Raw genomic sequence first — 21,785 nt, 5'->3', positions numbered from 1 at the left:
TCGGGCCAGGGTCTGCCTTTCGGGACTGGCGGGCTCATACCGCGGGATGAGCCTCGGAGGGCGCGCCTCCGACCAGGGTCAGCCGACGCCCGGGGTGACCACTCCGGCCTCGTACGCCATGACGACCAGCTGGACGCGGTCCCGGGCTTGCATCTTGGCCAGGACGTGGCCCACATGGGTCTTGACGGTGGCCTCGGAGACGAACAGGCGGGCGGCGATCTCCGGGTTGGAATCGCCGGCTGCGATCATCTCGAACACCTCGCGTTCGCGGGGCGTGAGGGAGTCGAGCTCCTCCTGGTGGTTGCCTCGGGCCTGGGGGCTGTTGCGGAGCATGGGCGCCACGTGGTCCAGCAGCCTGCGGGTGGTGGAGGGGGCGATCACGGCGTCGCCGCGGTGCACGGTCCGGATGGCTTCCAGGAGCTCCTCCGGGGGCGCGTCCTTCAGGAGGAATCCGCTGGCGCCGGCCTGGATGGCCTCGAGTGCGTACTCGTCCAGGTCGAAGGTGGTCAGGACCACGACTTTGAGGCCGGCACGCTGCGAACCGGGGTTCTGACGGGACGAGTCCTCCAGCAGCCGGCGGGTGGCTTCGATCCCGTCCATCCCCGGCATGCGCACGTCCATGAGGACCACGTCGGCCGTGGTGGCCGCGAGATTCTGGAGCGCTTCGAGACCGTTGGACGCCTCGGCCACCACACTCAGATCCGGCTGGGAGTTGATGAGCATGCTGAAGCCCGAACGGACCAGCTGCTGGTCATCAACCAGTGCGACGCGGATGGGGGTGGGTTCCTGCATGGTCAGGCCTCCGAGTAGGGGATCAGTGCTTCCACGGTGAATCCTCCGCCGGGAGCGGGGCCTGCCGTGACCTTTCCATCGTAGAGCGCCACGCGCTCGGCCATCCCGCGCAGTCCGTTCCCGCCGCCGGCCGACGGCGGATCGGCGGCAGCTCCGCGGCCGTCGTCCTTGACCGTGAGGTGCAGGCCCTTGCCGCTCCAGCGCAGCGTGGTGTCGACTGAGGCAGCGGGACCGGCGTGCTTGAGGCAGTTGGTGAGCGCCTCCTGGACCAGCCGATAGGCGGTCAGCCCCGCGCCGGCGGGCAGTGCCGAGCGCGGTGCGCCTTCCTCCTGGAGCGCGACGACGAGCCCGCTGGCCCGCATGTCCGTCACCAGATGCGGGATGTCCTCGAGCCCGGGCTGGGGACGGTACTCCGTGTCCTCTTCCTGCCGCAGTACTCCGAGGAGCCTGCGCATCTCGGCGAGTGAGGAGCGGCCGGTCTGAGCGATCGTCTCCAGCACCTTGCGCCCCATCTCCGGATCGGCAACCGCGGCGTACCGGCCGCCGTCGGCCTGGGTGATGATGACCGAGAGGGAGTGGGCCACGATGTCGTGCATCTCCCGAGCGATGTGCGCCCGCTCGTCCGCGGCGGCCAGGGCGCGTTCCTGCTGGTTCTCGATCTCCAGCCGCCGGGCTCGGTCCTCCAGGGCCTGGATCCTGATGCGGCGTGCCCGGGTGAGGGCGCCGAGCGTCCAGCAGAAGAGGACCACGAGCCACAGGGTGACGGCGGCCATCGCGACGCCGAAGATCTCGCCCCGGGAGAAGTCGTTCACATTCTGCGCGAGGATCTTGGCGGGGAGCAGGACACCGCCGAGCAGGCCGAGGATCAGGGCGAAGCGGCCGTCCCAGCGTCGGCCGTACGCCGCCGCGGCGTAGATGATGAAGGGGACGGCGAGGATGCCGCCCGCCAGGTCGTACTCGATCCCCAGGCTCGCGAGACAGAGCACCGCGAGGGTCCACATCGCGATCCGCGGCCGGGTCCGGCGCCAGGCGAGGGTCGCGAGCATGGGGAGGCTCAGGATGGCGCCCCAGATCCTGCTCGTGTACATCGGATCGCCCGGGTCCGGTGAGGTGACCGTCGACAGCAGGTAGATGGACTCCACGCCGAGGATGACGAGGACCGCCACGATCACGTCCACGATGAAGTGGTGCCGGTGGGTCCAATGGGTGATGCGCTGCCAGAATTCCATCGTTCCCGACCTTATGCCACCACCCCGGCAGGGTCCTCAACCCTGGGTCGGAAATCGGCGCGCACCCGCCCCAGGAGAGGTCCGTTTCACAATGTGAGACGCGTTGACCATATTCTGGATGCTCTGGCACTGTGGAAACATGAGCACGAGCACCATTGATCTGGCAGTCATCCCCGGCGACGGCATCGGACCCGAAGTCACCGCTGAGGCGCTCGCCGTGCTCACCGCCGCCGTCGAACGTGACGGCGTTCAGGTCTCGCCCACGCACTACGCACTGGGCGCCCAGCACTGGCTCGAGACCGGCGAGACCCTACCGGAATCCGTGCTGGAGGACCTGAAGACCCGGGACGCGATCCTGTTCGGAGCCATTGGCGCCGCGCCGGGCGACACCCGCATCCCGTCCGGCCTGATCGAGCGCGAACTGCTCCTCAAGCTGCGCTTCTCCCTGGACCATTACGTGAATCTGCGCCCCTCCCGCCTGTACGGCACGGTGGGCAGCCCCTTGGCGAACCCGGGGGAGATCGACTTCGTCGTGGTCCGCGAAGGAACCGAAGGCCCGTATGTGGGCAACGGCGGCTCCCTCCGCACGGGGACCCCGCAGGAGGTGGCCACCGAGGTCTCGCTCAACACGGCCTACGGCGTCGAGCGCGTGGTCCGGGACGCCTTCCGGCGTGCCAGCCAGCGCCCTCGCAAGAAGGTCACCCTGGTGCACAAGCACAATGTCCTGGTCTTCGCCGGACATCTGTGGAAGCGCACCGTGGAGGCTGTCGCTCAGGAGTTCCCTGAGGTCAGCCATGATTACCTGCACATCGACGCGGCCACCATCTTCCTGGTGACCGATCCCAGCCGCTTCGATGTGATCGTCACGGACAACCTCTTCGGTGACATCCTCACCGACCTCGCCGCTGCCGTCACGGGTGGCATCGGCCTGGCGGCGTCCGGGAACATCAACATGGACCGCACCGCACCGTCCATGTTCGAACCCGTGCACGGCTCGGCGCCCGACATCGCCGGCCAGCAGAAGGCGGACCCCACGGCGGCCATCCTCTCCGCCGCGCTCCTGCTCGATCATCTGGGCCACCACGAGGCGGCCCGGCGCATTGAGACGGCCGCGGCGGCCGACGTCGAGTCCCGCACGGGTGCCCCGCGCACCACGAGCGAGATCGGCGCAGCCATCACCGAAGCCGTCCGCAAAGCGTAAGCTTGGCAAGGACAACTCACCAGCCGCAGGCGGCGTCCCCTCAGCGATGAGCAGGCGCCGCTTCAGCGGCACTTTTTGGAGGAATCATGACTGCGACGGCTCAAGACGTCACCTTCACCATCCAGCGCTCGGAGACCCCGAAGTCCGCTGAGGAACGCGCCGAGATCCTGGCGAACCCGGGATTCGGCAACCACTTCACCGACCACACCGCCGTCGTCGACTACACCGTCGACGCGGACGGCAACGGTTCCTGGCATGACGCCCGCGTCGAGCCCTACGGCCCGATCAGCCTGGACCCCGCGGCCGGCGTGCTGCACTACGGCCAGGAGATCTTCGAAGGCCTCAAGGCGTACCGTCACGCCGACGGTTCCATCTGGACCTTCCGTCCCGACGCCAACGCCCGCCGTCTGAACAAGTCCGCCGAGCGTCTCGCGCTGCCGCAGCTTCCCGAAGAGGTCTTCGTCGAAGCGATCAAGCGGCTCGTGGCCGAGGACCAGGACTGGGTCCCGTCCGGAGACGGCGAGGCCCTCTACCTCCGCCCGTTCATGATCGCCACGGAGGCCTTCCTGGGTGTCCGCCCGGCACGCGAGGTCTCCTTCCGTGTCATCGCGTCCCCGGCCGGCAACTACTTCGGCGGCGAGCTGAAGCCCGTCTCCATCTGGATCTCCCGTCAATACGCCCGTGCGGGCCGCGGCGGCACCGGTGCGGCCAAGTGCGGCGGCAACTACGCCGCATCACTGATCGCACAGATGGAAGCCGAGTCGCACGGCTGCAAGCAGGTCCTCTTCCTGGACCCGTTCAATGACAACGCGGTCGAAGAGCTCGGCGGCATGAACGTCTTCTTCGTCCTCAAGGACGGCTCCCTGGTGACTCCGGCCCTCAGCGGCACGATCCTCGAAGGCGTGACCCGGTCCTCCATCATCACCGTGGCCCGCGAAATGGGCCGCGAAGTGGTCGAGCGGAAGATCACCCTGGATGAGTGGCGCGACGGCGTGGCCTCCGGCGAGATCGCCGAGGTGTTCGCCTGTGGCACCGCAGCGGTCATCACCCCGATCGGCCTGCTCAAGGATGAGACCGAGAGCATCGGCAGCGAGGATGCCAAGGCCGGCGAGGTCACCATGGCCATCCGCGAACGCCTGCTCGGCATCCAGACCGGCAAGGTCGAGGACACTCACGGCTGGCTGACCCGCCTGGCCTGAGTCCGTTCCTCCCGGTCCTGCATCTGGTGGCCGCCCGGCGACGCATCGCGTCGCTGGGCGGCCACGGCCGCATCTGGCAAGCTGTCCTCATGCCGGACACCACACCTGACGCCGTCCCTCCCGTGTCTGAGCCGCGGGCGGGGGATTCTGCCGCCGAGCTGCTTCCGGGTGTCCTGAGCGACGCCGGCTCCGGCCTCCGGGTGCTGCTCGCCCCGAACCCCGGGCCCATGAGCCTGCGCGGCACGCATAGCTACGTGATCGGGCCGGACGGTTCCTGTGTGATCGTGGATCCCGGACCCGAGGACGAGGGTCATCTGGCGGCTCTGGCGGCCCTCCGTCCGGTGCTGATCCTGGTCACGCATCGCCACGCCGACCACACCGCGGGGATCGACCGGCTCCGGACCCTGACGGGTGCGCCGGTGCGGGCCGCGTCCTCGGCCTTCTGCCGCGACGCCGAACCGCTGGCGGACGGCGAGATCCTGGCGGTGGGCGATCTGGAGATCCGGGTTCTCGCGACGCCGGGCCACACCTCCGACTCGCTCTGCTTCCACGTGCTGGGCAAGCAGGCGTCCTGTGTGGGTGGGGGACCGGACGGCGGAAGCCTCCTGAGCGGTGACACGATCCTCGGCACCGGCACCACGATGCTGGACCACCCGGACGGCACGGTCGCCGACTACCTCGCCAGCCTCGGGAAGCTGGCCGCCCTCGCGGAGGACGCCGGGGCTCCGGTGACCCTGCTCCCGGCCCACGGCGGGCTGGGCGGGGACCTCGGCGTCGTCGTGCGGGAGTACCGGGAGCACCGCCTGGCCCGGCTCGCCGAGGTGCGCCGCGCCGTCACCGCCGTGGGCGACGACGTCGACGCGGTCACCGCCGCCGTCTACCCCGACGTGTCGGACGGCGTGCGCCGCGCCGCGCGCCTGAGCATCGAAGCGCAACTGCGGTACTTGCGGGAGTCTCGCGACGCCTAGGCGCGGGTGACCACGAGGGACACGTTCTGCCCGCCGAAGCCGAAGGAATTGCTCAGCACCGCGTCCTGAGGAGCCTCCCGGCGCTCGACCACGAGATCCAGATCGATGTCCGGGTCCACCGTGCCCGGAGAGAGGTTCCGGGTGGGCGGGACGACCCCGTGTTCCACGCTCAGGACCGCCAGGAGCGCCTCGATTGCGCCCGCGGCGCCGAACAGGTGGCCCAGGGCGGCTTTCGGCGCGGTGACGGTGGCCCGTCCGAAGACTTCGCGGATCGCGCGGGCCTCGCCGGAATCGCCCACCGGCGTCCCGGTCGCGTGAGCGTTGACGTGCGAGATGTCCTCCGGGCGCAGCCCGGCCTGGGCGAGGGCCTTGCACATGGCGGCGGTCTGCCCCGAGCCGTCGGGAGCCGGGGCTGTGATGTGGTGTGCGTCGGAGGTGATGCCCGCCCCGGCCAAGACCGCGTGAACCGCAGCCCCGCGGCGTCGCGCATGCTCAGCGCTCTCCAGGACGACGACGGCGGCGCCTTCGGAGAGCACGAAGCCCCGCCGGTCGGCGGCGAAGGGCCGCGAGGCGGAGGCGGGGTCCTCGCCGGGCTGAGCGAGGGCGCGGGTCTGGGCGAATCCGGCCACGGTGATCGGCGCGATGGCGGCCTCGGTTCCTCCCGCGATGACCACGTCCGCCTCTCCGGACCTGATGAGCCGGGCCCCGAGCGCGATGGCCTCGGCGCCTGACGAGCAGGCCGACACCGGGGTGTATGCCCCGCCGCGGGCGCCGTACTGGATGCTGGCGGTCGCGGCGGCGGCATTGGGCATGAGCATGGGGATCGTCCGCGGGGAGACGCGGCGCTGCCCCGACGTTTCCAGCACGTCGTCCTGCTCGAGCAGCGTGGTCACCCCGCCGATGCCCGTGCCGATGGCGACGGCGAAACGGTCCGGGTCGACGTCGGGTGTCCCCGCGTCCGCCCATGCCTCCGCCGTCGCCACCAGGGCCGCCTGCTGGGAGCGGTCGAGACGCTTGGCCTGGACGGGATCCAGCAGGGTGGCCGGATCCGCCGCCATCCGGCCCGCGACCTGTGGGGCGAGTTCCGCGACCCCGGTGCCGGGCAGGGTGACGATGCCCAGCCCGGAGTCGCCTGCGAGCAACGCGGCCCAGGTCGAGGGGACGTCCTGGCCCAGGGGAGTGATGGCGCCGAGGCCGGTGATGACCACATCGGAGGATTCCAAGGGGATCGCCTTTCTTGTATGCGATACAACAATGCTTAAAGTTGTATCACATACAATTTGAGGATGATCGTGGAACGACACTCGGCGTCCGCCGCAGCCCTCTCCTCGGGAGGGGAGCGGGGCCGCGCCACCCGGAACCGGCTGATGGCCACCGCCGCACGGCTCTGCTCCGAACGGCGGAGTCTCGACGTGAGCGTGGCGGAGATCGCCCGGGAGGCCGGCGTCTTCCCCAACCAGGTCACGTATCACTTCGGGTCCAAGGACTCCCTGCTCCTGCAGGCCGCCTTCCTGGTACTGCTGCAGGAGACGCGGAGGGTTGAGCGGATCGGGCGGCAGGCCCCCGACGCCGGGGCGTTCCGGCGGAACATATCCCGGGCCGTGCTGGCCCTTCCCGCGCTTCCTCTCGTGGCGAAGGCCCTCGCGACCGGGGTCGCCAAGCCTGAACTCGCTCCCGTGGTCGATCACCACCTGCACCTGCTGTTCCGCCAGTCGGAGCGGTTCCTGCGGCAGCAGATCGACGGCCGGGGGTGGGTGACGGCGCGGCCTCTTGAAGCCGAGGCCCGCACCTTCTGGAGCACGGCGCTGGGGGCGGCGCTCCTCGCCCGGGCCGGCGCCGACGGCACGGCCGATGACCTGGACCTGGCCGGAGTGCTCAGCGTCCGGGACGGGTCTGAGCCGCTGGACTGAGACCGTGTTCTGCGCCCGGAATCGGTTTCCGCGCCCCCTAGACTTAGCACCATGCGTATCGCCCGTTTCGTCCTTGACTCCGAACCCCAGTACGGCATCGTCGACGGCCCCGCCGGGTCCGAGACCGTGACCGTCATCCACGGCGACCCGTTCTTCAACGGTGTCGAGCGGACCGGAACCACCCACCCGCTCGTCGACGTCCGCCTCGTGGCCCCGATCATCCCGCGCAGCAAGGTGGTGGGCGTCGGCCGCAACTACGCCGAACACGCCGCCGAGCTGGGCAACGAGGTTCCCGAGGAGCCGCTGCTCTTCTTCAAGCCCAACACCTCCGTGATCGGCCCCGGTGAGCCCGTCTTCCTGCCTGAATTCAGCGATGAGATCTCCTTCGAAGGCGAGCTCGCCGTCGTGATCGGCCGCATCTGCAAAGACGTGCCGGTGGAGCGTGCCGACGAGGTCATCTTCGGGTACACCTGCGCCAACGACCTCACCGCCCGCGACGTGCAGCGCCGCGAGAAGCAGTGGGCCCGTGCCAAGGGATTCGACGGTTCCGCGCCTCTGGGCCCGTGGATCGAGACCGAGCTGGACACCGAGTCGCTCGGCCTGCGCACCCTGGTCAACGGCGAGGTCAAGCAGGACGGCAGCACCGCGGACATGGTCTGGGGCGTCAAGGAGCTCGTCGCCGAGGTGTCCCGCGCGTTCACCCTTCTGCCCGGCGATGTCATCCTCACGGGCACCCCGGCCGGCGTCGGGCTGCTGAACGAGGGGGACCGGGTCTCCGTGGAGATCGAGGGCATCGGGACGCTGACCAACCCGGTGGTGCGGCGCTAAGCGTCCCACCCGGGCCTCTCGGACGGCCTGTACGGTCACGACGGCGCGTGGCGGCGGAAGCCGCGACGCGCCGTCGCGCTGTCCGGACTGAGCCGCGGCGTCCGTGGGATGCTCCCGGAAAGTCGTAAAGTTAGAACCACTATGACTACCGCTGAACGCCTTGGCTCCGAAATCCCCAGCGTCGATGACACCACGCCTGTCCGCGTACGCTTCTGCCCGTCTCCCACGGGCACCCCGCATGTCGGCCTGATCCGCACCGCCCTGTTCAACTGGGCCTACGCCCGCCACACCGGCGGCAAGATGATCTTCCGCATCGAGGACACGGACCAGCAGCGCGACTCGGAGGAGAGCTACCAGCAGCTCCTCGAGGCCCTGGCGTGGCTTGGGATCACCTGGGATGAAGGCGTCGTGACCGGCGGCCCGCACGAGCCGTACCGCCAGTCGCAGCGCGGTGAGATCTACCAGGACGTCATCGCCAAGCTGGTCGCCGGCGGGCACGTCTACGAGTCCTACTCCACCCCGGAGGAGATCGAGGCCCGGCACCGTGCCGCAGGCCGCGATCCGAAGCTCGGCTACGACGGTTTCGACCGTGAGCTGAGCGAGGACCAGGTGGCGGCGTTCAAGGCGGAGGGCCGCGAGCCCGTGCTGCGCCTGCGCATGCCGGACGAGGACCTCACCTTCACCGACCTGGTGCGCGGCGAGATCACCTTCAAGGCGGGCTCCGTCCCGGACTTCGTGGTGGTCCGCGCCAACGGCCAGCCCCTCTACACCTTGGTGAACCCGGTGGACGACGCGCTCATGGGCGTGACGCACGTGCTCCGCGGCGAGGATCTGCTGTCCTCCACGCCGCGCCAGATCGCGCTCTATCGCGCGCTCTACGCCATCGGCGTCGCCGAGTACATGCCGCTCTTCGGCCACCTGCCGTACGTGATGGGCGAGGGCAACAAGAAGCTCTCCAAGCGCGACCCGCAGTCCAGCCTCTTCCTGCAGCGCGACCGCGGCTTCATCCCGGAGGGTCTGCTGAACTACCTGGCCCTGCTCGGCTGGTCGCTCTCCGCCGACGAGGACATCTTCACGGTGGACCAGCTCGTGGAGAACTTCGACATCCACGACGTGCTGGCCAACCCGGCGCGTTTCGATCAGAAGAAGGCGGACGCCATCAACGGCACGCACATCCGTCTCCTCGGCGCCGAGGACTTCCGCAACCGCCTGGTGCCGTACCTGCGCGCCGCGGGCCTGGTGGGGGAGACCCTCACCGGTCGCGAGGAGGAGATCCTCACCGAAGCCGCGCCGCTGGTCCAGGAGCGCATCACCCTGCTGGGCGAGGCCCCGGAGATGCTTGCCTTCCTCTTCAAGGCCGACGACGCGATCGACGTCGCGGATGACGCGCTGAAGGGCATGCCGGAGAACGCCGGCGAGGCGCTGGATGCCGCGGTCGACGCGCTGGACGCCCTGGAGGACTGGAACGCCGGGACCATCCAGGAGGCCCTGCGAGGCGCTCTGGTGGACGGCCTGGGCCTCAAGCCCCGCCTGGCCTTCGGGCCGGTCCGCACGGCCCTCTCCGGCCGCCGGATCTCCCCGCCGCTGTTCGAGTCGATGGTGATCCTAGGGAAGGACTCCTCCCTGGCCCGCCTCCGCGCTTTCCGCGCCACCCGCTGAGGCGCGCCATGGTCCCCACGGGAGTCCTGTTCGACATCGATGACACCCTCGTGGACCTGGCCTCCGCCATGACCCGCGCCCTGGGCGGCAGCCTCCTCGAGGTCCTGCCGCCCGGGGCGCTGGCGTCTCTGGGACTGGGTTCCGGCGTGCCTGCCGCGGACGGCGCGGGGCTTTCCGCGCACGACGCCGAGGCCCGCCGTCGCTGGCTGGCGTTCAGTGAGCACTTCGTGCAGGACGTCACCGGCGCCTACGACGACTACCTCACCGGCCGGCTGGACTTCCGGTCCATGCGGATCCTGCGGCTGCACCGGGCGGCGGAACCGCTCGGTCTGAGGGTCGACGACGAGCTGGCCCTGCGCTGGGTCGTCCGGTTCGCGGAGCTCGCCGAGTCCGGGGTGACCCCGTTCCCGGACGTGCTGCCCGTGCTCGACTTCCTCGACGTGCACGGTATCCCGTATGGAGCGGTCAGCAACAACGTGGAGGCTTTCCAGCGGGCCAAGCTGGGCTATGCCGGGCTGTCCCGCATCGCCGTGGTGGTGGGGACCGACACCCTCGGCGTGACCAAGCCCGACCCCGCCATCTTCCACGAGGGCGCGCGCCAGCTGGCCGTTCCGCCGGCCGAGTGCTGGTACGTGGGGGACAACCCGGTGGTGGACCACGACGGCGCCGTGGCCGCCGGGCTGAAGGGCGTGTACCTGGATCGCGGGATCCCCGGGAGCGGCAGCTCCGGGAACTCTCCCGTGCCCGGATTCGTGCGGCCTGCCGGGGAGCGTCTGACCATCCGTTCCCTGTCCGAGGTGCCGGCTCTGCTCGGTCTCGACGACCCGGCGAGGGAGTCCCTGAGCGTCGGTGACGCGGTGTGATCCACCGCTCCGGCCGCCGATTTGTCAGCGGCCAGGCGAGCAGGTAAAGTAATTACTCGTGCTGAGGGGCACGGTGAACCGCAAGTGGGAACCGGCGAATGCCCTGAAATGCCGATGGGATATGGTGTAATTGGCAACACTACGGTTTCTGGTACCGTCATTCTAGGTTCGAGTCCTGGTATCCCAGCGCAGGATTTCCTTCGGGAAAAACAGCCGGAAGGTCGAGTTCTCTCTGATCCTCCGAAAAGTACTGGCCCCATCGTATAGCGGCCTAGTACGCCGCCCTCTCACGGCGGTAACGCGGGTTCGAATCCCGCTGGGGTCACGGAATCCATTCACGCGGCATGCCGGGTGGATGGTCTTCACGTCTGTTCGCAGACGATAATCGGTGCGGCGTTGTTCTCCGGAACAAGAGCCGCAAGTGCTCGGCCCCATCGTATAGCGGCCTAGTACGCCGCCCTCTCACGGCGGTAACGCGGGTTCGAATCCCGCTGGGGTCACCACGAAGAATCCCCGGTCCTCATGGGCCGGGGATTCTTGCGTTTAAGCCTGTTCGGCTGTTGGCTGTTCACCGAGTTCGGGGGTTCGTTTCGAATACCCGGGTTGCAGCCACCGCGCTCGCAACGAACCCCCCGAACTCAGCGGGTGGGGGTCGTGGGGGTGTGGGTGCGAGGCGTCACCGACGCGCGGCTCTCAGGCGAGGGCGGCCTGGACCTTCAGGAGCGTCCGGAGATTCCTGGTCGTGGTGTAGGGCTTGTAGGCGGCCCGTGCCATGAGCTTGGAGACGGGAGCGTCCGTGCTGGATCCCACGGCCACCTGGGTTGCGATGGCACCCGGTGTCAGGCGGACGATGCCCGTGGGACCGAGGGCCGAGGCGGCCTCGATCAGGGAGTCCAGCACCGTGGGGTCGCTGGCCAGGGTGACGTAGGAGTGCTGGGCCGGGTCGTCGGCCGGATAGGGGGTGGACTCGACGATCCGGTCGATCTCCTCGCGGTCCGTGACGATCACCCAGGCGTCGTAGCCGAACCGGGCCCGCAGGGCGTCTTCGCAGGCCTTCTTCACGACATCCGGCCCGGCATCCGCCTCCAGGATCACATTGCCCGTGGCCAGCAGCGTCTTCACGTTCCGGAAGGGCCCTTCGCTCAGGCAGGCCTTGAGATCCGCCATCCGGATGTTGATCCCTCCCACGTTGATCCCGCGGAGGAAGACGGCGTAGCGGTGCGGCTCGGTCATGACGTCAACCGTGCCTCAGTCGTTTCCCTTGCGCAAGGCCTCGGTGAGCAGTCGCCCGGCGTTGCAGACGACCTCGGCGTGCATCCGGCCCGGCTGGCGCGTGAGGCGCTCGATCGGTCCGGAGATCGACACGGCGGCGATCACGCGGCCGGACGGCCCGCGCACGGGGGCCGAGACTGAGGCGACCCCCGGCTCGCGTTCACCGAGGCTCTGAGCCCAGCCGCGGCGTCGTACGCCAGCGAGGACGGTGGGGGTGAAGCGGGCGTTCTGCAGACCCTCCAGCAGGCGGTCGTGGTCCTCCCAGGCGAGCAGCACCTGGGCGGCCGAGCCGGCCTTCATCGACAGCTGGGTGCCGACGGGGATGGTGTCCCGCAGGCCGACGGGGCGCTCGGCGGACGCGACGCACACGCGCCACTCGCCCTGGCGGCGGAAGATCTGGGCGGACTCGCCGGTGGCGTCCCGCAGCTGGAGGAGCACCGGGCCGGCGGAGGCGATCAGGCGGTCCTCACCCGCGGCGGAGGCCAGCTCGACGAGGCGGCTGCCGAGCACGAAGCGGCCCTGCATGTCGCGGCTCACCAGTCGGTGGTGCACCAGGGCGAGGGCGAGCCGGTGCACGGTGGGGCGTGCGAGTCCGGTGGCAGCGACCAGCTGTGCCAGGGTGGTCGGTCCGGCCTCGAGAGCGTCGAGAACCTGAGCCGCTTTGTCGATGACGCCGACGCCACTTGAAGTGTCCATACAATGATATTGCCGTCTCAATATCTGAGATGCAAATCATTTCGCTGGCACTCTCCGGTGCGGGCTGGAACAGTTGAAATACAGCATCAGCACACCGCGGGGCCACCGGCCCGCGCAATGAAGGGAGAAGGCCATGCCGAAGACACTGGCCGAGAAGGTCTGGGACGCGCACATCGTGCGTAAAGGCGAGGGCGAAGGAGTCAACGCCCAGCCCGATCTCCTCTTCATCGACCTTCACCTGGTGCACGAGGTGACCTCCCCGCAGGCCTTCGAGGGCCTGCGCCTGGCCGGCCGTCCGCTGCGCCGCCCGGATCTGACGATCGCCACCGAGGACCACAACACCCCGACGATCGACATCGACAAGCCGATCCCGGACCCCACCAGCCGCACCCAGATCGAGACGCTGCGCGCCAACTGCAAGGAGTTCGGCGTCCGCCTGCACTCGCTGGGTGACAAGGAACAGGGCATCGTCCACGTCGTCGGCCCCCAGCTCGGCCTGACGCAGCCCGGCATGACCGTGGTGTGCGGCGACTCCCACACCTCCACGCACGGCGCGTTCGGCGCGCTGGCCATGGGCATCGGCACCTCCGAGGTCGAGCACGTCATGGCCACGCAGACGCTGTCCCTGAAGCCGTTCAAGACCATGGCCATCAACGTGGAGGGCACCCTGAAGCCGGGCGTCTCCTCGAAGGACATCATCCTGGCGGTCATCGCCAAGATCGGCACGGGCGGCGGGCAGGGCTACGTCCTGGAATACCGCGGCTCCGCCATCCGGGCGCTGTCCATGGAAGCGCGCATGACCATCTGCAACATGTCGATCGAGGCCGGCGCCCGCGCCGGCATGGTGGCGCCGGACCAGACCACGTACGACTTCATGAAGGGCCGCCCGCACGCTCCCGAAGGAGCCGACTGGGACGCCGCCGTCGAGTACTGGAACAGCCTGCACACCGATGAGGGCGCCGTCTTCGACGAAGAGGTGTTCCTGGACGCCGACACCCTCGAGCCGTTCGTCACCTGGGGCACCAACCCGGGCCAGGGCGTCTCTCTCTCGCAGGCCGTCCCGGACCCCGAGTCCTTCGGTGACGAGAACCAGAAGGCCGCCGCGCGCCGCGCCCTGGAGTACATGGACCTGGAAGCCGGCACCCCGATGAAGGACATCCGGGTGGACACGGTCTTCCTCGGCTCCTGTACCAACTCCCGCCTGGAGGACCTGCAGGCCGCCGCGGACGTCATCCGTGGCCGCCGCAAGGATCCCAACATCCGCATGATGGTGGTCCCCGGCTCCGCCCGCGTCCGCCTGGAGGCGGAGGCGATCGGCCTGGACAAGGTCTTCAAGGAGTTCGGCGCCGAGTGGCGCTTCGCGGGCTGCTCGATGTGCCTCGGCATGAACCCGGACCAGCTGGCCCCGGGCGAGCGCTGCGCGTCCACGTCCAACCGCAACTTCGAAGGCCGTCAGGGCAAGGGTGGGCGCACCCACCTGGTCTCGCCCGTGGTGGCCGCCGCCACCGCGGTCCGCGGGACGCTGAGCTCCCCGTCGGATCTGGAACCCCTGGCACAGGAAGACGCCGGCACCGCCGCCGCCTGAGCCCGCCGCGACACGAATTCCCAGGAGCACACGATGGAAAAATTCACCACCCACACCGGCATCGGCGTCCCGCTGCGTCAGAGCAACGTCGACACGGACCAGATCATCCCCGCCGTCTACCTCAAGCGCATCACCCGGACGGGCTTCGAGGACGCGCTGTTCGCGGGCTGGCGCAAGGATGAGAACTTCATCCTGAACCAGGAGCCCTTCAGCCGCGGTTCCGTGCTGGTGGCCGGGCCCGACTTCGGCACCGGTTCGTCCCGCGAGCACGCCGTCTGGGCGCTCAAGGACTACGGGTTCAAGGCCGTGCTGTCCTCCCGCTTCGCCGACATCTTCCGCGGCAACTCCGGTAAGCAGGGCCTCCTGGCCGCTGTGCTGGAGCAGGACGACATCGAGTTGATCTGGAAGGTCCTCGAGAACGCGCCGGGCACCGAGATCCGCGTGGACCTGCAGTCCAAGGTCGTGGAATGCGGCAACGTCGTGGCGCCGTTCCAGATCGACGACTACACCCGCTGGCGCCTGCTGGAAGGCCTGGATGACATCGGGCTGACCCTGCAGCACGAAGAGGACATCACCGCCTACGAGGCGACGCGGCCGTCCTTCAAGCCGAAGACGCTCCCCGCCAAAAGCTGAACGGGAGCGTGCTGAACGGCCGCGCAGCCGGCCAGGACTGACGTGACGCACGACGACGGCGGCCCCTCCTGCGGGAGGGGCCGCCGTCGTCGTGTGCTGGGTGCGTCAGCCGGTGTGCGGCTGGTCAGCCCCGCAGCCAGGCGGTGGTCGCGCCCGGGAGGGTGTGTCCCTTGAGCGGGGCACTGCTCAGCAGCACCTCGCCGTCCGGGAGCGTGGCCGGAGCGTCGCCGAAGTTCGTGACGCTGATCCAGCCGCCGGGACGCCGGAAGGCGAGCACCGAGGGCTCCTCAGTGGGCAGCCACTCGAGGTCCTCGGCGCCCTGGAGCTCGGCACGGAGAGCCAGGGCCTTGCGGTAGAAGCTCAGCGTGGAGTCCTCATCCGCTTCCTCCGCCTGCACCGAGTAGTCCGCGAACCACGCGGGCTGGGGCAGGTGGGAGCCGCCGGGCCCGAATCCGAACGACGGTCCGGACGACGTCCAGGGCAGGGGGACGCGGCAGCCGTCGCGGCCGATCTCCACGCCGGGGTTCCGGAAGAAGGACGGGTCCTGCCGCTCCGAGTCCGGGATCTGACCGACTTCCTGGAGCCCGAGCTCCTCGCCCTGGTACAGATAGGACGAGCCCGGCAGGGCGAGCATGAGCTGCGTTGCGGCGCGGGCGCGTCGCAGGCCGAGTGCGGCGTCCACCGCGGCGGGGTCGCCGCCGTCGAGCAGCCAGGACTTGCCGGCGTTCGCCATGATGGCGCCGGACTCCGCCGGGCCGGACTCTGGCAGCCCGTAGCGTGTGGCGTGCCGGACGACGTCGTGGTTGGAGAAGACCCACGTGGAGGAGGCGCCGCTTGCCGCTGCCTCGGCGAGGTTCTTCGTGATGACCGCACGGAAGTCGTCGGCCCGGAAGTCCGCCTGGAGGAGGTCGAAGTTGAACGCCTGGCCCAGTCCCTCCGGGCTCGCGTACCGGGCTCGGCGGTCCGGGTGCACCCAGGCCTCGGCCACGGCCGTGCGGGCGGGGGAGTACTCGTTGAAGACCGTGCGCCACTCGGCGTAGATCTCGTGCACCGCGTCGCGATCCCAGAACGGGTGGGAGCCGTCCACGAACCCGTCCGTGCCGGTGTTCAGTGCCTGGAGGTCCGCCTTGGACGGCATCGGCTCGGAGAAGTCCTTCACCATCCCATGCGCCACATCCACGCGGAAGCCGTCGACACCGCGGTCGGACCAGAAGCGCAGGGTCTTCAGGAAGTCCTCACGCACCTCGGGGTTGTCCCAGTTGAAGTCGGGCTGTTCCTTGGCGAAGAGGTGGAAGTACCACTGGCCGGGAGTGCCGTCCGGTTCGGTGATGCGTTCCCAGGCGGGCCCGCCGAAGACCGAATCCCAGTCGGCCGGGGGCAGCTCGCCGTGCTCGCCCTTGCCGTCGCGGAAGATGTACCGGTTGCGGGCAGGCGAGCCGGGCTCCGAGGCCAGTGCCTCCCGGAACCACGCGTGGCGGTCTGAGGAATGGTTCGGCACGATGTCCACAATGAGACGGATGCCGGCTGCGTGGAGCGCGGCGACCATGTCGTCGAAGTCCGCGAGCGTCCCCAGCCGGGGGTCGACGTCGCGGTAGTCGTCCACGTCGTAGCCGCCGTCGGCCAGCGCTGAGGGGTAGAACGGACTCAGCCAGACGGCGTCGACCCCCAGTTCCCTGAGGTATCCGACCTTGGACGTGATGCCGGGCAGATCGCCGATGCCGTCGCCGTTGGAATCGGCGAAGCTGCGCGGGTAGATCTGATAGACGGCCGCCTGGCGCCACCAGTCGGGGTCGCTCAGGTGGTCGGCGTCGCGGTGCTGTGCCTCGGGGGCGGTGGTGCTCACAATGCTCCTTGTCGGAAGGTCGGGGGTGTTCCCGGCCGAGGGGTCACCCGGGCCGGGAACGGGAATGAAGGCGGTCAGGCCGAGGCCGCGGTGCCCGGGACACGCAGCCAGGCGGTCGCGGAGCCGGGCAGCAGGCCGTTCTCCGCGGGCGCGCTCACGAGCAGCAGCTCTCCCACGGGCAGGTCCACGGGTTCCTGGCCGAAGTTGGTGATCGTCAGCCAGCCGCCGGGACGGGTGAAGCCGAGCGCTGCAGGGGGCGTCTCCACCCAGTCCAGCGTCTCGGCGCCCTGCAGCGTGCTGCGCAGGCGCAGAGCCGTGCGGTACAGATGGAGGGTCGACGCCGGATCCGAGTCCTCGGCTTCCACCGAGTACGCGCCGAACCACGCCGGCTGGGGCAGATGGGCGCCGCCCGGCCCGAAGCCGAACGACGGTCCGGACGACGTCCAGGGCAGGGGCACGCGGCAGCCGTCGCGCCCCAGGCCGTCGTAGGACCAGGCCGGCTGGTGCACCGAGCGGTGGTAGGCCGGGTCCTGCCGCGCCTCGGCCGGCAGATCACCGACCTCCTGCAACCCGAGCTCCTCACCCTGGTAGAGGTAGGTGCTGCCGGGCAGGGCCAGGAGGAAGAGCGTCGCGGCGCGGGCCCGGGCGAGGCCGAGCGCGGGATCGACGCCGTCGGCCGGCGCCCCGGCGATCATCCACTCGATGCCCTGCTTCACGCCCTTGCGGTCGCCCAGCGGCGGCAGCCCATAGCGGGTGGCGTGGCGGGTGACGTCGTGATTGGAGAGCACCCAGGTGGAGGAGGAGCCGGTGGTCGCCGACTGGGCGAGGTTCTCCGTGACGATCCGCCGGAACGCCTCCGGGTCGAAGTCCGCGGTCAGGAGATCGAAGTTGAAGGCCTGGCCCAGCCCGTCCGGCGAGGCGTACTTCGCGCGGCGAACCGGCGAGTCGACCCAGGCCTCGGCGACGGCGGTGCGGGGCGGGTCGTACTCGTTGAACGCGGCGCGCCAGTCGGCGTAGATCTCGTGCACCTCGTCCCGGTCCATGAGCGGGTGCGTGCCGGAGTCGCGGTCCAGGGCCTCCAGTTCCGCGCGGCTGGGCAGCGTCTCCGGAAGGTCCTTCACCAGCAGGTTCGCCACGTCCACGCGGAAGCCGTCCACGCCGCGATCGGACCAGAAACGCAGGGTCCTCAGGAAGTCCTCGCGGACCTCCGGGTTGTCCCAGTTGAAGTCCGGCTGCTCTTTGGCGAAGGTGTGCAGGTACCACTGGCCCGGCGTCCCGTCCGGTTCGGTGATGCGCTCCCAGGCGGGGCCGCCGAACACCGAGTCCCAGTCCGACGGCGGGTTCTCCCCGTGCTCACCCAGCCCGTCCCGGAAGAGGTACCGCTCCCTGGCCGCGGAGCCGCGGGGCGAGGCCAGGGCCTCCCGGAACCACGCGTGCTCGTCCGAGGAGTGGTTCGGCACGATGTCCACGATGACGCGGATGCCGGCCGCGTGCAGGGCCGTCACCATCTCGTCGAACTCCTCGAGCGTGCCGATCCGCGGGTCGATGTCGCGGTAGTCCGCCACGTCGTAGCCGCCGTCCGCGAGTGCCGAGGGGTAGAAGGGACTCAGCCACACGGCGTCGATCCCCAGGCCGGCCAGGTACGGCACCCGCGAGATGATGCCGCGCAGATCGCCGATGCCGTCGCCGTTGGCGTCCGCGAAAGAGCGGGGGTAGATCTGGTAGACGGCGGCCTGACGCCACCAGGTGGCCTCGGGGAGGAGGACGGGTTCTGCTGCCATGGGGGGATTCCTCGGGGAAGTCGGTGTGACGGATGCGGCGGAGTGGGCGTCAGCCCTTGACGGCGCCCTGGGTGACGCCCGCCATGACCCAGCGCTGCGTGAACAGGTAGGCGACGATCGCGGGAGCCATCGCCATGAGATAAGACGCGAACGACACGTTGTAGTTGTTGCTGAATTGAGTCTGGAACAGGTTCTGCCGAACCGGAAGGGTCTGCAGTGCCGGATCCGAGATGATGAGGGACGGCATCATGAAGTCGTTCCACGCGTACAGGAACGCGAAGATGCCCACCGTGGCGCTCATGGGGGCGAGCAGCGGGAAGATGATGCGCCAGAAGGTGACCCAGGTGCTCGCCCCGTCGATCCGGGCGCTCTCTTCGAGTTCGAGCGGGATCGACCGAAGGAACGCGGTGAACAGGAGCACGCTGAAGCTCAGCTGGAACATGCTCGCCAGCAGGATGACTCCCAGCGGGTTGTCCAGGTGCAAGAGCCCGGTGAGCTGGATCTGCGGCAGCGCCACCACGGGGAACGGGATGAACATCGCGGCCAGCAGGTAGTAGAACGAGTAGCGGAACACCTTGCGGTCCCAGTTGCGCACGATCGCATAGGACGTGAACGCGGAGAGCACAATGGTGAGCACCACGGTGCCTGCGGTCACCAGGAGGCTGACCCCGGCCCCCACGGGGAAGCTCGTCAGATTCCAGGCCTGCACGAAGCCGTCGACCGAGAACGGCGCGGGCAGGGAGAACGCGTTGCCGTCCACGGCCTGCGCCCCGGTCTTGAACGCCATCGAGAGGGTGACGTAGAGCGGCAGGAGCACGGTGACCGCGCAGAGCAGGAGCAGGACGGTGGCGGGCCAGTTGACCCGTTCCAATCGGACACGGGGCGTGCGGCCCAGGCCGCGGCCGCGCTCGCCGTCGGTGGCGGAAGCCTCGGGGGTGAGAAGCGTCTGTGTCGACATCAGAGTGCGTTCCTTCCGCGGGTCAGCGAGAGCTGGAGCAGGGAGATGAGGACCGCGACGACGAAGAAGATCGTCGCGTTGGCCATCTGGTAGCCGTAATCGCCGCCGTTGAATCCGGCGATGATGCTCATGGCGATGCTGCGGGTCGAGGTGCCCGGGCCGCCGTCGGTGAGGCCCTTGATGATGTCGTAGGCGTTCAGGAAGCCCTTGAAGCCGAGGATGACATTGATGACCACGTAGCCCGCCACGAGCGGCATGGTCACCCGCAGGAGCTGCTGCGTCTTGCTGGCGCCGTCCAGATCGGCCGCTTCGTAGACGTCGCCCGGGACCGAGAGGAGCCCGGCGATGTAGATGAGCAGCGTGCCGGGGATGGCCTGCCAGGCGGTGACGGCCACGATCGCCACCCAGGCGAGGTCCGGGTTGGCGAGCAGGCTCGTCTGGAGCCAGGTCACGCCTGTGGCGGAGCCGACGGCGGGCAGCGAGTTCGAGAACAGGAAGTTGAAGACGTAGGCGATGATGATGCCGGAGATGACCATCGGGATCACGAAGACGGTGCGGAGCCCGGTCTTGAAACGGATGCGCGCGGTGAGACCGATCGCCAGGAGGAAGGCGATCACGTTCACCACGAGCACAGTGACGATCGAGAAGCCGAACGTGAACAGGTAGCTCTGCAGGATGGCCGGGTCACTGAACAGGGCGATGTAGTTCGTCAGGCCGTTGAAGCTCCAGTCACCGACGCCGATGGAGTCGGTGAAGCTGAACGTGATGCCGATGATGCCGGGGACCGTGATGGCCAGAGTGAACAGGACGAGGCTCGGCAGCAGGAAGAGCCAGTAGACGGGTTCGACACGACGCCGGCCGCGCCGGACCGTGCGCCTTGCGGCGCTGGTGGAGGTGCTCATTTCGTCTTCTCCTTCGTGGCCGGCGCCCGGAACGCGAGCCGGGCCCAGTCGGCGTCGAGGGTGCGCAGGGTGGCTTCGGGCTCGGCGCCGAGGGCGATCGCCTGGGCGTAGTTGAAGACCGGGATGGTCTTCGGGATGAGCACCGAGGGGCCCTGGTAGACCTTGCCCTGGTCGACATAGGGGATCATCCCGGCGACCCGCGGGTCCTTCGGCGGTGCCGCGCCCTTGAGCGGGGTGAACCCCAGCTGGGAGTCGTTGTAGGCCTGGATGTGCTCGGGCTTGTAGAGGTAGTCCAGGAAGGCCCGGGCGGCCTCCTGGTGCTTCGAGGCCTGGGGCACCATGGCCGCCAGGTCCAGGTTGACCCTCACGGCCAGGTCCTTCTCGTTGTTCGTCATCGGCAGGGGGAAGGTGCCGAGCTCCAGATCGGGCGCCGTCTTGGCGATCTCGCTGAAGGCCCACGGCCCCTGCAGGTACATGGCCGCCTTGCCCTGGGCGAAGGCGAGATTGCCGTCGCCGTAGGTCTGGCTTGAAGCGTTCTTGTTCGCGTATTTCAGGAGCTGCTGCATCCGGTCCATCGGCGCGGTGAACGCCTGGGAGAAGGACGTCGTGGACGTCGTGCCCACCGTGTCGCCTTCGGCCGCGAGCCGCTGGTAGAAGTCCACCAAGTTGAGCGAGCCGCCCACCGCGTAGTCGAACCAGCCCTGGCCGACCGTCCAGTTGTCCATGATGGTCGCTTGGAAGGGAGTGACGCCGGAGGCTTTGAGTGCTTCGCAGGCCGCGAGCAGCTGATCCCAGGTCTTCGGCACGGCGATGCGGTGGGCGGCGAAGATCTTCTTGTCGTAGATGACCGAGGACGCCATGACGGAGTAGGGGAGTGCGCTCTGGCGTCCCTCGCAGTGCCCATACTGATCCAGCAAGGGCTGGTAGTCCTGGCGGATCTGACCGGCGGCGGCCGTCCCGCTCAGATCGCTGAGCGCGCAGCGGTCGATGAACCGCGAGACCTCGGTGTTGTAGTTCGCCAGCATCAGATCCGGCGGGTTGCCGCGGACGAAACTCGCCGAGACCACGTCCACGCCCGAGGTGTCCAGCACCACCCGCGTCTTGTTCTGGGACGCGTTGTACTCGTTGACCACCTTGGTCATGAAGGGGATCGCTTCGCGCTTGCTGAAGGTGAAACGGATGGTCTCCGTCCCGCCGTCGCTCGCGCACCCTGAGAGCAGGCCGCCCAGCAGGGCGAGGCTCAGCGCCAGCCCCGCCGTGCGCTTGGCCCGTGTCGGTTTCACAGACACCGTTGTCCTTTCGTCGTGCGGCCGAGCCGCAGGCGCCGGGCGGGAGAGTCCTTCTGAGAGTTGCCGGGCGAGTTTAGATAGGAGGTAAATTTATAACCTATCGACAGTATAGAGGTGACCCGGCTCACGCCGTCAAGGGCGGTCGTGACGTGTTTCGCCACCTCGATTCATGAGCTA

General features: G+C 69.0%; 19 protein-coding genes and 3 tRNA genes. 12 read left to right on the top strand and 10 right to left on the bottom strand.

Features of this window, described 5'->3' with window-relative positions; translation table 11 throughout:
* Positions 1-78: 78 nt before the first annotated feature.
* Together QFZ52_RS09455 and QFZ52_RS09450 are read right to left on the bottom strand one after the other, a co-directional pair.
* Positions 79-792 carry a response regulator gene (locus tag QFZ52_RS09455; protein WP_307497359.1) on the bottom strand — a complete coding sequence of 238 codons (714 nt, stop codon included), beginning with the start codon at positions 790-792 and terminating at the stop codon, positions 79-81.
* A 2-nt stretch (positions 793-794) separates the two neighbouring features.
* Complete coding sequence (locus tag QFZ52_RS09450) at positions 795-2,021, bottom strand: sensor histidine kinase (RefSeq protein WP_307497358.1); 1,227 nt, start codon at positions 2,019-2,021, stop codon at positions 795-797.
* Between the two features lie 139 nt (positions 2,022-2,160).
* On the opposite strand from QFZ52_RS09450, the gene QFZ52_RS09445 reads away from it, so the two are divergent.
* The 3 genes from QFZ52_RS09445 (at position 2,161) to QFZ52_RS09435 (ending at position 5,389) form a co-directional block, all read left to right on the top strand.
* Positions 2,161-3,222: a 3-isopropylmalate dehydrogenase gene (locus QFZ52_RS09445; RefSeq protein WP_307497357.1), complete on the top strand. Its 1,062-nt coding sequence runs from the start codon at positions 2,161-2,163 to the stop codon at positions 3,220-3,222.
* A gap of 86 nt (positions 3,223-3,308) precedes the next feature.
* Positions 3,309-4,421: a branched-chain amino acid aminotransferase gene (locus tag QFZ52_RS09440; protein ID WP_066210804.1), complete on the top strand. Its 1,113-nt coding sequence runs from the start codon at positions 3,309-3,311 to the stop codon at positions 4,419-4,421.
* A gap of 89 nt (positions 4,422-4,510) precedes the next feature.
* On the top strand, positions 4,511-5,389 hold the full coding sequence (locus tag QFZ52_RS09435; protein WP_307497356.1) for an MBL fold metallo-hydrolase: 879 nt from the start codon (positions 4,511-4,513) through the stop codon (positions 5,387-5,389).
* Here the strand turns inward: QFZ52_RS09435 and QFZ52_RS09430 are convergent.
* Complete coding sequence (locus QFZ52_RS09430) at positions 5,386-6,612, bottom strand: beta-ketoacyl-[acyl-carrier-protein] synthase family protein (protein ID WP_307497355.1); 1,227 nt, start codon at positions 6,610-6,612, stop codon at positions 5,386-5,388. The genes QFZ52_RS09435 and QFZ52_RS09430 overlap by 4 nt on opposite strands.
* 63 nt (positions 6,613-6,675) lie before the next feature.
* Between QFZ52_RS09430 and QFZ52_RS09425 the strand changes: the two genes are divergently transcribed.
* The 7 genes from QFZ52_RS09425 (at position 6,676) to QFZ52_RS09395 (ending at position 11,152) form a co-directional block, all read left to right on the top strand.
* A complete protein-coding gene (locus tag QFZ52_RS09425) occupies positions 6,676-7,299 on the top strand; it encodes a TetR/AcrR family transcriptional regulator C-terminal domain-containing protein (protein WP_307497354.1) in 624 nt (207 codons plus the stop codon).
* A 51-nt stretch (positions 7,300-7,350) separates the two neighbouring features.
* Positions 7,351-8,127, top strand: a complete 777-nt coding sequence (locus tag QFZ52_RS09420; RefSeq protein ID WP_307497352.1) for a fumarylacetoacetate hydrolase family protein — start codon at positions 7,351-7,353, stop codon at positions 8,125-8,127.
* A gap of 141 nt (positions 8,128-8,268) precedes the next feature.
* Positions 8,269-9,786: a glutamate--tRNA ligase gene (gltX, locus tag QFZ52_RS09415; RefSeq protein ID WP_307497351.1), complete on the top strand. Its 1,518-nt coding sequence runs from the start codon at positions 8,269-8,271 to the stop codon at positions 9,784-9,786.
* Between the two features lie 8 nt (positions 9,787-9,794).
* Positions 9,795-10,649 carry an HAD family hydrolase gene (locus QFZ52_RS09410; RefSeq protein WP_307497350.1) on the top strand — a complete coding sequence of 285 codons (855 nt, stop codon included), beginning with the start codon at positions 9,795-9,797 and terminating at the stop codon, positions 10,647-10,649.
* A gap of 115 nt (positions 10,650-10,764) precedes the next feature.
* Positions 10,765-10,836, top strand: a tRNA-Gln gene (locus QFZ52_RS09405).
* 65 nt (positions 10,837-10,901) lie between these two features.
* Positions 10,902-10,974, top strand: a tRNA-Glu gene (locus tag QFZ52_RS09400).
* 102 nt (positions 10,975-11,076) lie between these two features.
* Positions 11,077-11,152: transfer RNA gene (locus QFZ52_RS09395), tRNA-Glu, on the top strand.
* 190 nt (positions 11,153-11,342) lie between these two features.
* Here the strand turns inward: QFZ52_RS09395 and QFZ52_RS09390 are convergent.
* Together QFZ52_RS09390 and QFZ52_RS09385 are read right to left on the bottom strand one after the other, a co-directional pair.
* Positions 11,343-11,882, bottom strand: a complete 540-nt coding sequence (locus tag QFZ52_RS09390; protein ID WP_307497349.1) for a DUF1697 domain-containing protein — start codon at positions 11,880-11,882, stop codon at positions 11,343-11,345.
* A gap of 15 nt (positions 11,883-11,897) precedes the next feature.
* Complete coding sequence (locus QFZ52_RS09385) at positions 11,898-12,617, bottom strand: IclR family transcriptional regulator (protein WP_066210786.1); 720 nt, start codon at positions 12,615-12,617, stop codon at positions 11,898-11,900.
* A gap of 133 nt (positions 12,618-12,750) precedes the next feature.
* On the opposite strand from QFZ52_RS09385, the gene leuC reads away from it, so the two are divergent.
* Together leuC and leuD are read left to right on the top strand one after the other, a co-directional pair.
* Entirely contained in the window at positions 12,751-14,202 is a 1,452-nt protein-coding gene (gene leuC / locus QFZ52_RS09380; RefSeq protein ID WP_307497348.1) for a 3-isopropylmalate dehydratase large subunit, read from the top strand.
* Positions 14,203-14,235: 33 nt separating this feature from the next.
* Positions 14,236-14,835 (top strand): 3-isopropylmalate dehydratase small subunit, encoded by a 600-nt coding sequence (leuD, locus tag QFZ52_RS09375; protein ID WP_307497347.1) that lies wholly within the window; start codon positions 14,236-14,238, stop codon positions 14,833-14,835.
* A gap of 124 nt (positions 14,836-14,959) precedes the next feature.
* On the opposite strand, the gene QFZ52_RS09370 is transcribed toward leuD, so the two are convergent.
* The 5 genes from QFZ52_RS09370 to QFZ52_RS09350 form a co-directional block, all read right to left on the bottom strand.
* Complete coding sequence (locus QFZ52_RS09370) at positions 14,960-16,678, bottom strand: glycoside hydrolase family 13 protein (protein ID WP_307497346.1); 1,719 nt, start codon at positions 16,676-16,678, stop codon at positions 14,960-14,962.
* Between the two features lie 74 nt (positions 16,679-16,752).
* A complete protein-coding gene (locus QFZ52_RS09365) occupies positions 16,753-18,459 on the bottom strand; it encodes a glycoside hydrolase family 13 protein (protein WP_307497345.1) in 1,707 nt (568 codons plus the stop codon).
* Positions 18,460-18,508: 49 nt separating this feature from the next.
* Positions 18,509-19,417 (bottom strand): carbohydrate ABC transporter permease, encoded by a 909-nt coding sequence (locus QFZ52_RS09360; RefSeq protein ID WP_307497344.1) that lies wholly within the window; start codon positions 19,415-19,417, stop codon positions 18,509-18,511.
* Positions 19,417-20,319 carry a carbohydrate ABC transporter permease gene (locus QFZ52_RS09355; protein WP_307497343.1) on the bottom strand — a complete coding sequence of 301 codons (903 nt, stop codon included), beginning with the start codon at positions 20,317-20,319 and terminating at the stop codon, positions 19,417-19,419. Before QFZ52_RS09355 ends, QFZ52_RS09360 begins: the two co-directional genes overlap by 1 nt.
* Complete coding sequence (locus QFZ52_RS09350; protein WP_307497342.1) at positions 20,316-21,608, bottom strand: ABC transporter substrate-binding protein; 1,293 nt, start codon at positions 21,606-21,608, stop codon at positions 20,316-20,318. Before QFZ52_RS09350 ends, QFZ52_RS09355 begins: the two co-directional genes overlap by 4 nt.
* Positions 21,609-21,785: the final 177 nt, after the last annotated feature.

It is taken from the genome of Arthrobacter woluwensis (assembly GCF_030816155.1).
In the GTDB taxonomy this organism is placed as follows: Bacteria; Actinomycetota; Actinomycetes; order Actinomycetales; family Micrococcaceae; genus Arthrobacter_E; species Arthrobacter_E woluwensis_A.
This window is presented reverse-complemented; position numbering and strand designations above follow the sequence as displayed.

Coding starts and splice junctions, on each gene's coding strand:
- gltX (WP_307497351.1), top strand. CDS start 8,269: ATGACTACCGCTGAACGCCTTGGCTCCGAAATCCCCAGCGTCGATGAC.
- QFZ52_RS09450 (WP_307497358.1), bottom strand. CDS start 2,021: ATGGAATTCTGGCAGCGCATCACCCATTGGACCCACCGGCACCACTTC.
- QFZ52_RS09435 (WP_307497356.1), top strand. CDS start 4,511: ATGCCGGACACCACACCTGACGCCGTCCCTCCCGTGTCTGAGCCGCGG.
- QFZ52_RS09420 (WP_307497352.1), top strand. CDS start 7,351: ATGCGTATCGCCCGTTTCGTCCTTGACTCCGAACCCCAGTACGGCATC.
- QFZ52_RS09445 (WP_307497357.1), top strand. CDS start 2,161: ATGAGCACGAGCACCATTGATCTGGCAGTCATCCCCGGCGACGGCATC.
- leuC (WP_307497348.1), top strand. CDS start 12,751: ATGCCGAAGACACTGGCCGAGAAGGTCTGGGACGCGCACATCGTGCGT.
- QFZ52_RS09365 (WP_307497345.1), bottom strand. CDS start 18,459: ATGGCAGCAGAACCCGTCCTCCTCCCCGAGGCCACCTGGTGGCGTCAG.
- QFZ52_RS09355 (WP_307497343.1), bottom strand. CDS start 20,319: ATGAGCACCTCCACCAGCGCCGCAAGGCGCACGGTCCGGCGCGGCCGG.
- leuD (WP_307497347.1), top strand. CDS start 14,236: ATGGAAAAATTCACCACCCACACCGGCATCGGCGTCCCGCTGCGTCAG.
- QFZ52_RS09360 (WP_307497344.1), bottom strand. CDS start 19,417: ATGTCGACACAGACGCTTCTCACCCCCGAGGCTTCCGCCACCGACGGC.
- QFZ52_RS09455 (WP_307497359.1), bottom strand. CDS start 792: ATGCAGGAACCCACCCCCATCCGCGTCGCACTGGTTGATGACCAGCAG.
- QFZ52_RS09425 (WP_307497354.1), top strand. CDS start 6,676: ATGATCGTGGAACGACACTCGGCGTCCGCCGCAGCCCTCTCCTCGGGA.
- QFZ52_RS09410 (WP_307497350.1), top strand. CDS start 9,795: ATGGTCCCCACGGGAGTCCTGTTCGACATCGATGACACCCTCGTGGAC.
- QFZ52_RS09385 (WP_066210786.1), bottom strand. CDS start 12,617: ATGGACACTTCAAGTGGCGTCGGCGTCATCGACAAAGCGGCTCAGGTT.
- QFZ52_RS09390 (WP_307497349.1), bottom strand. CDS start 11,882: ATGACCGAGCCGCACCGCTACGCCGTCTTCCTCCGCGGGATCAACGTG.
- QFZ52_RS09440 (WP_066210804.1), top strand. CDS start 3,309: ATGACTGCGACGGCTCAAGACGTCACCTTCACCATCCAGCGCTCGGAG.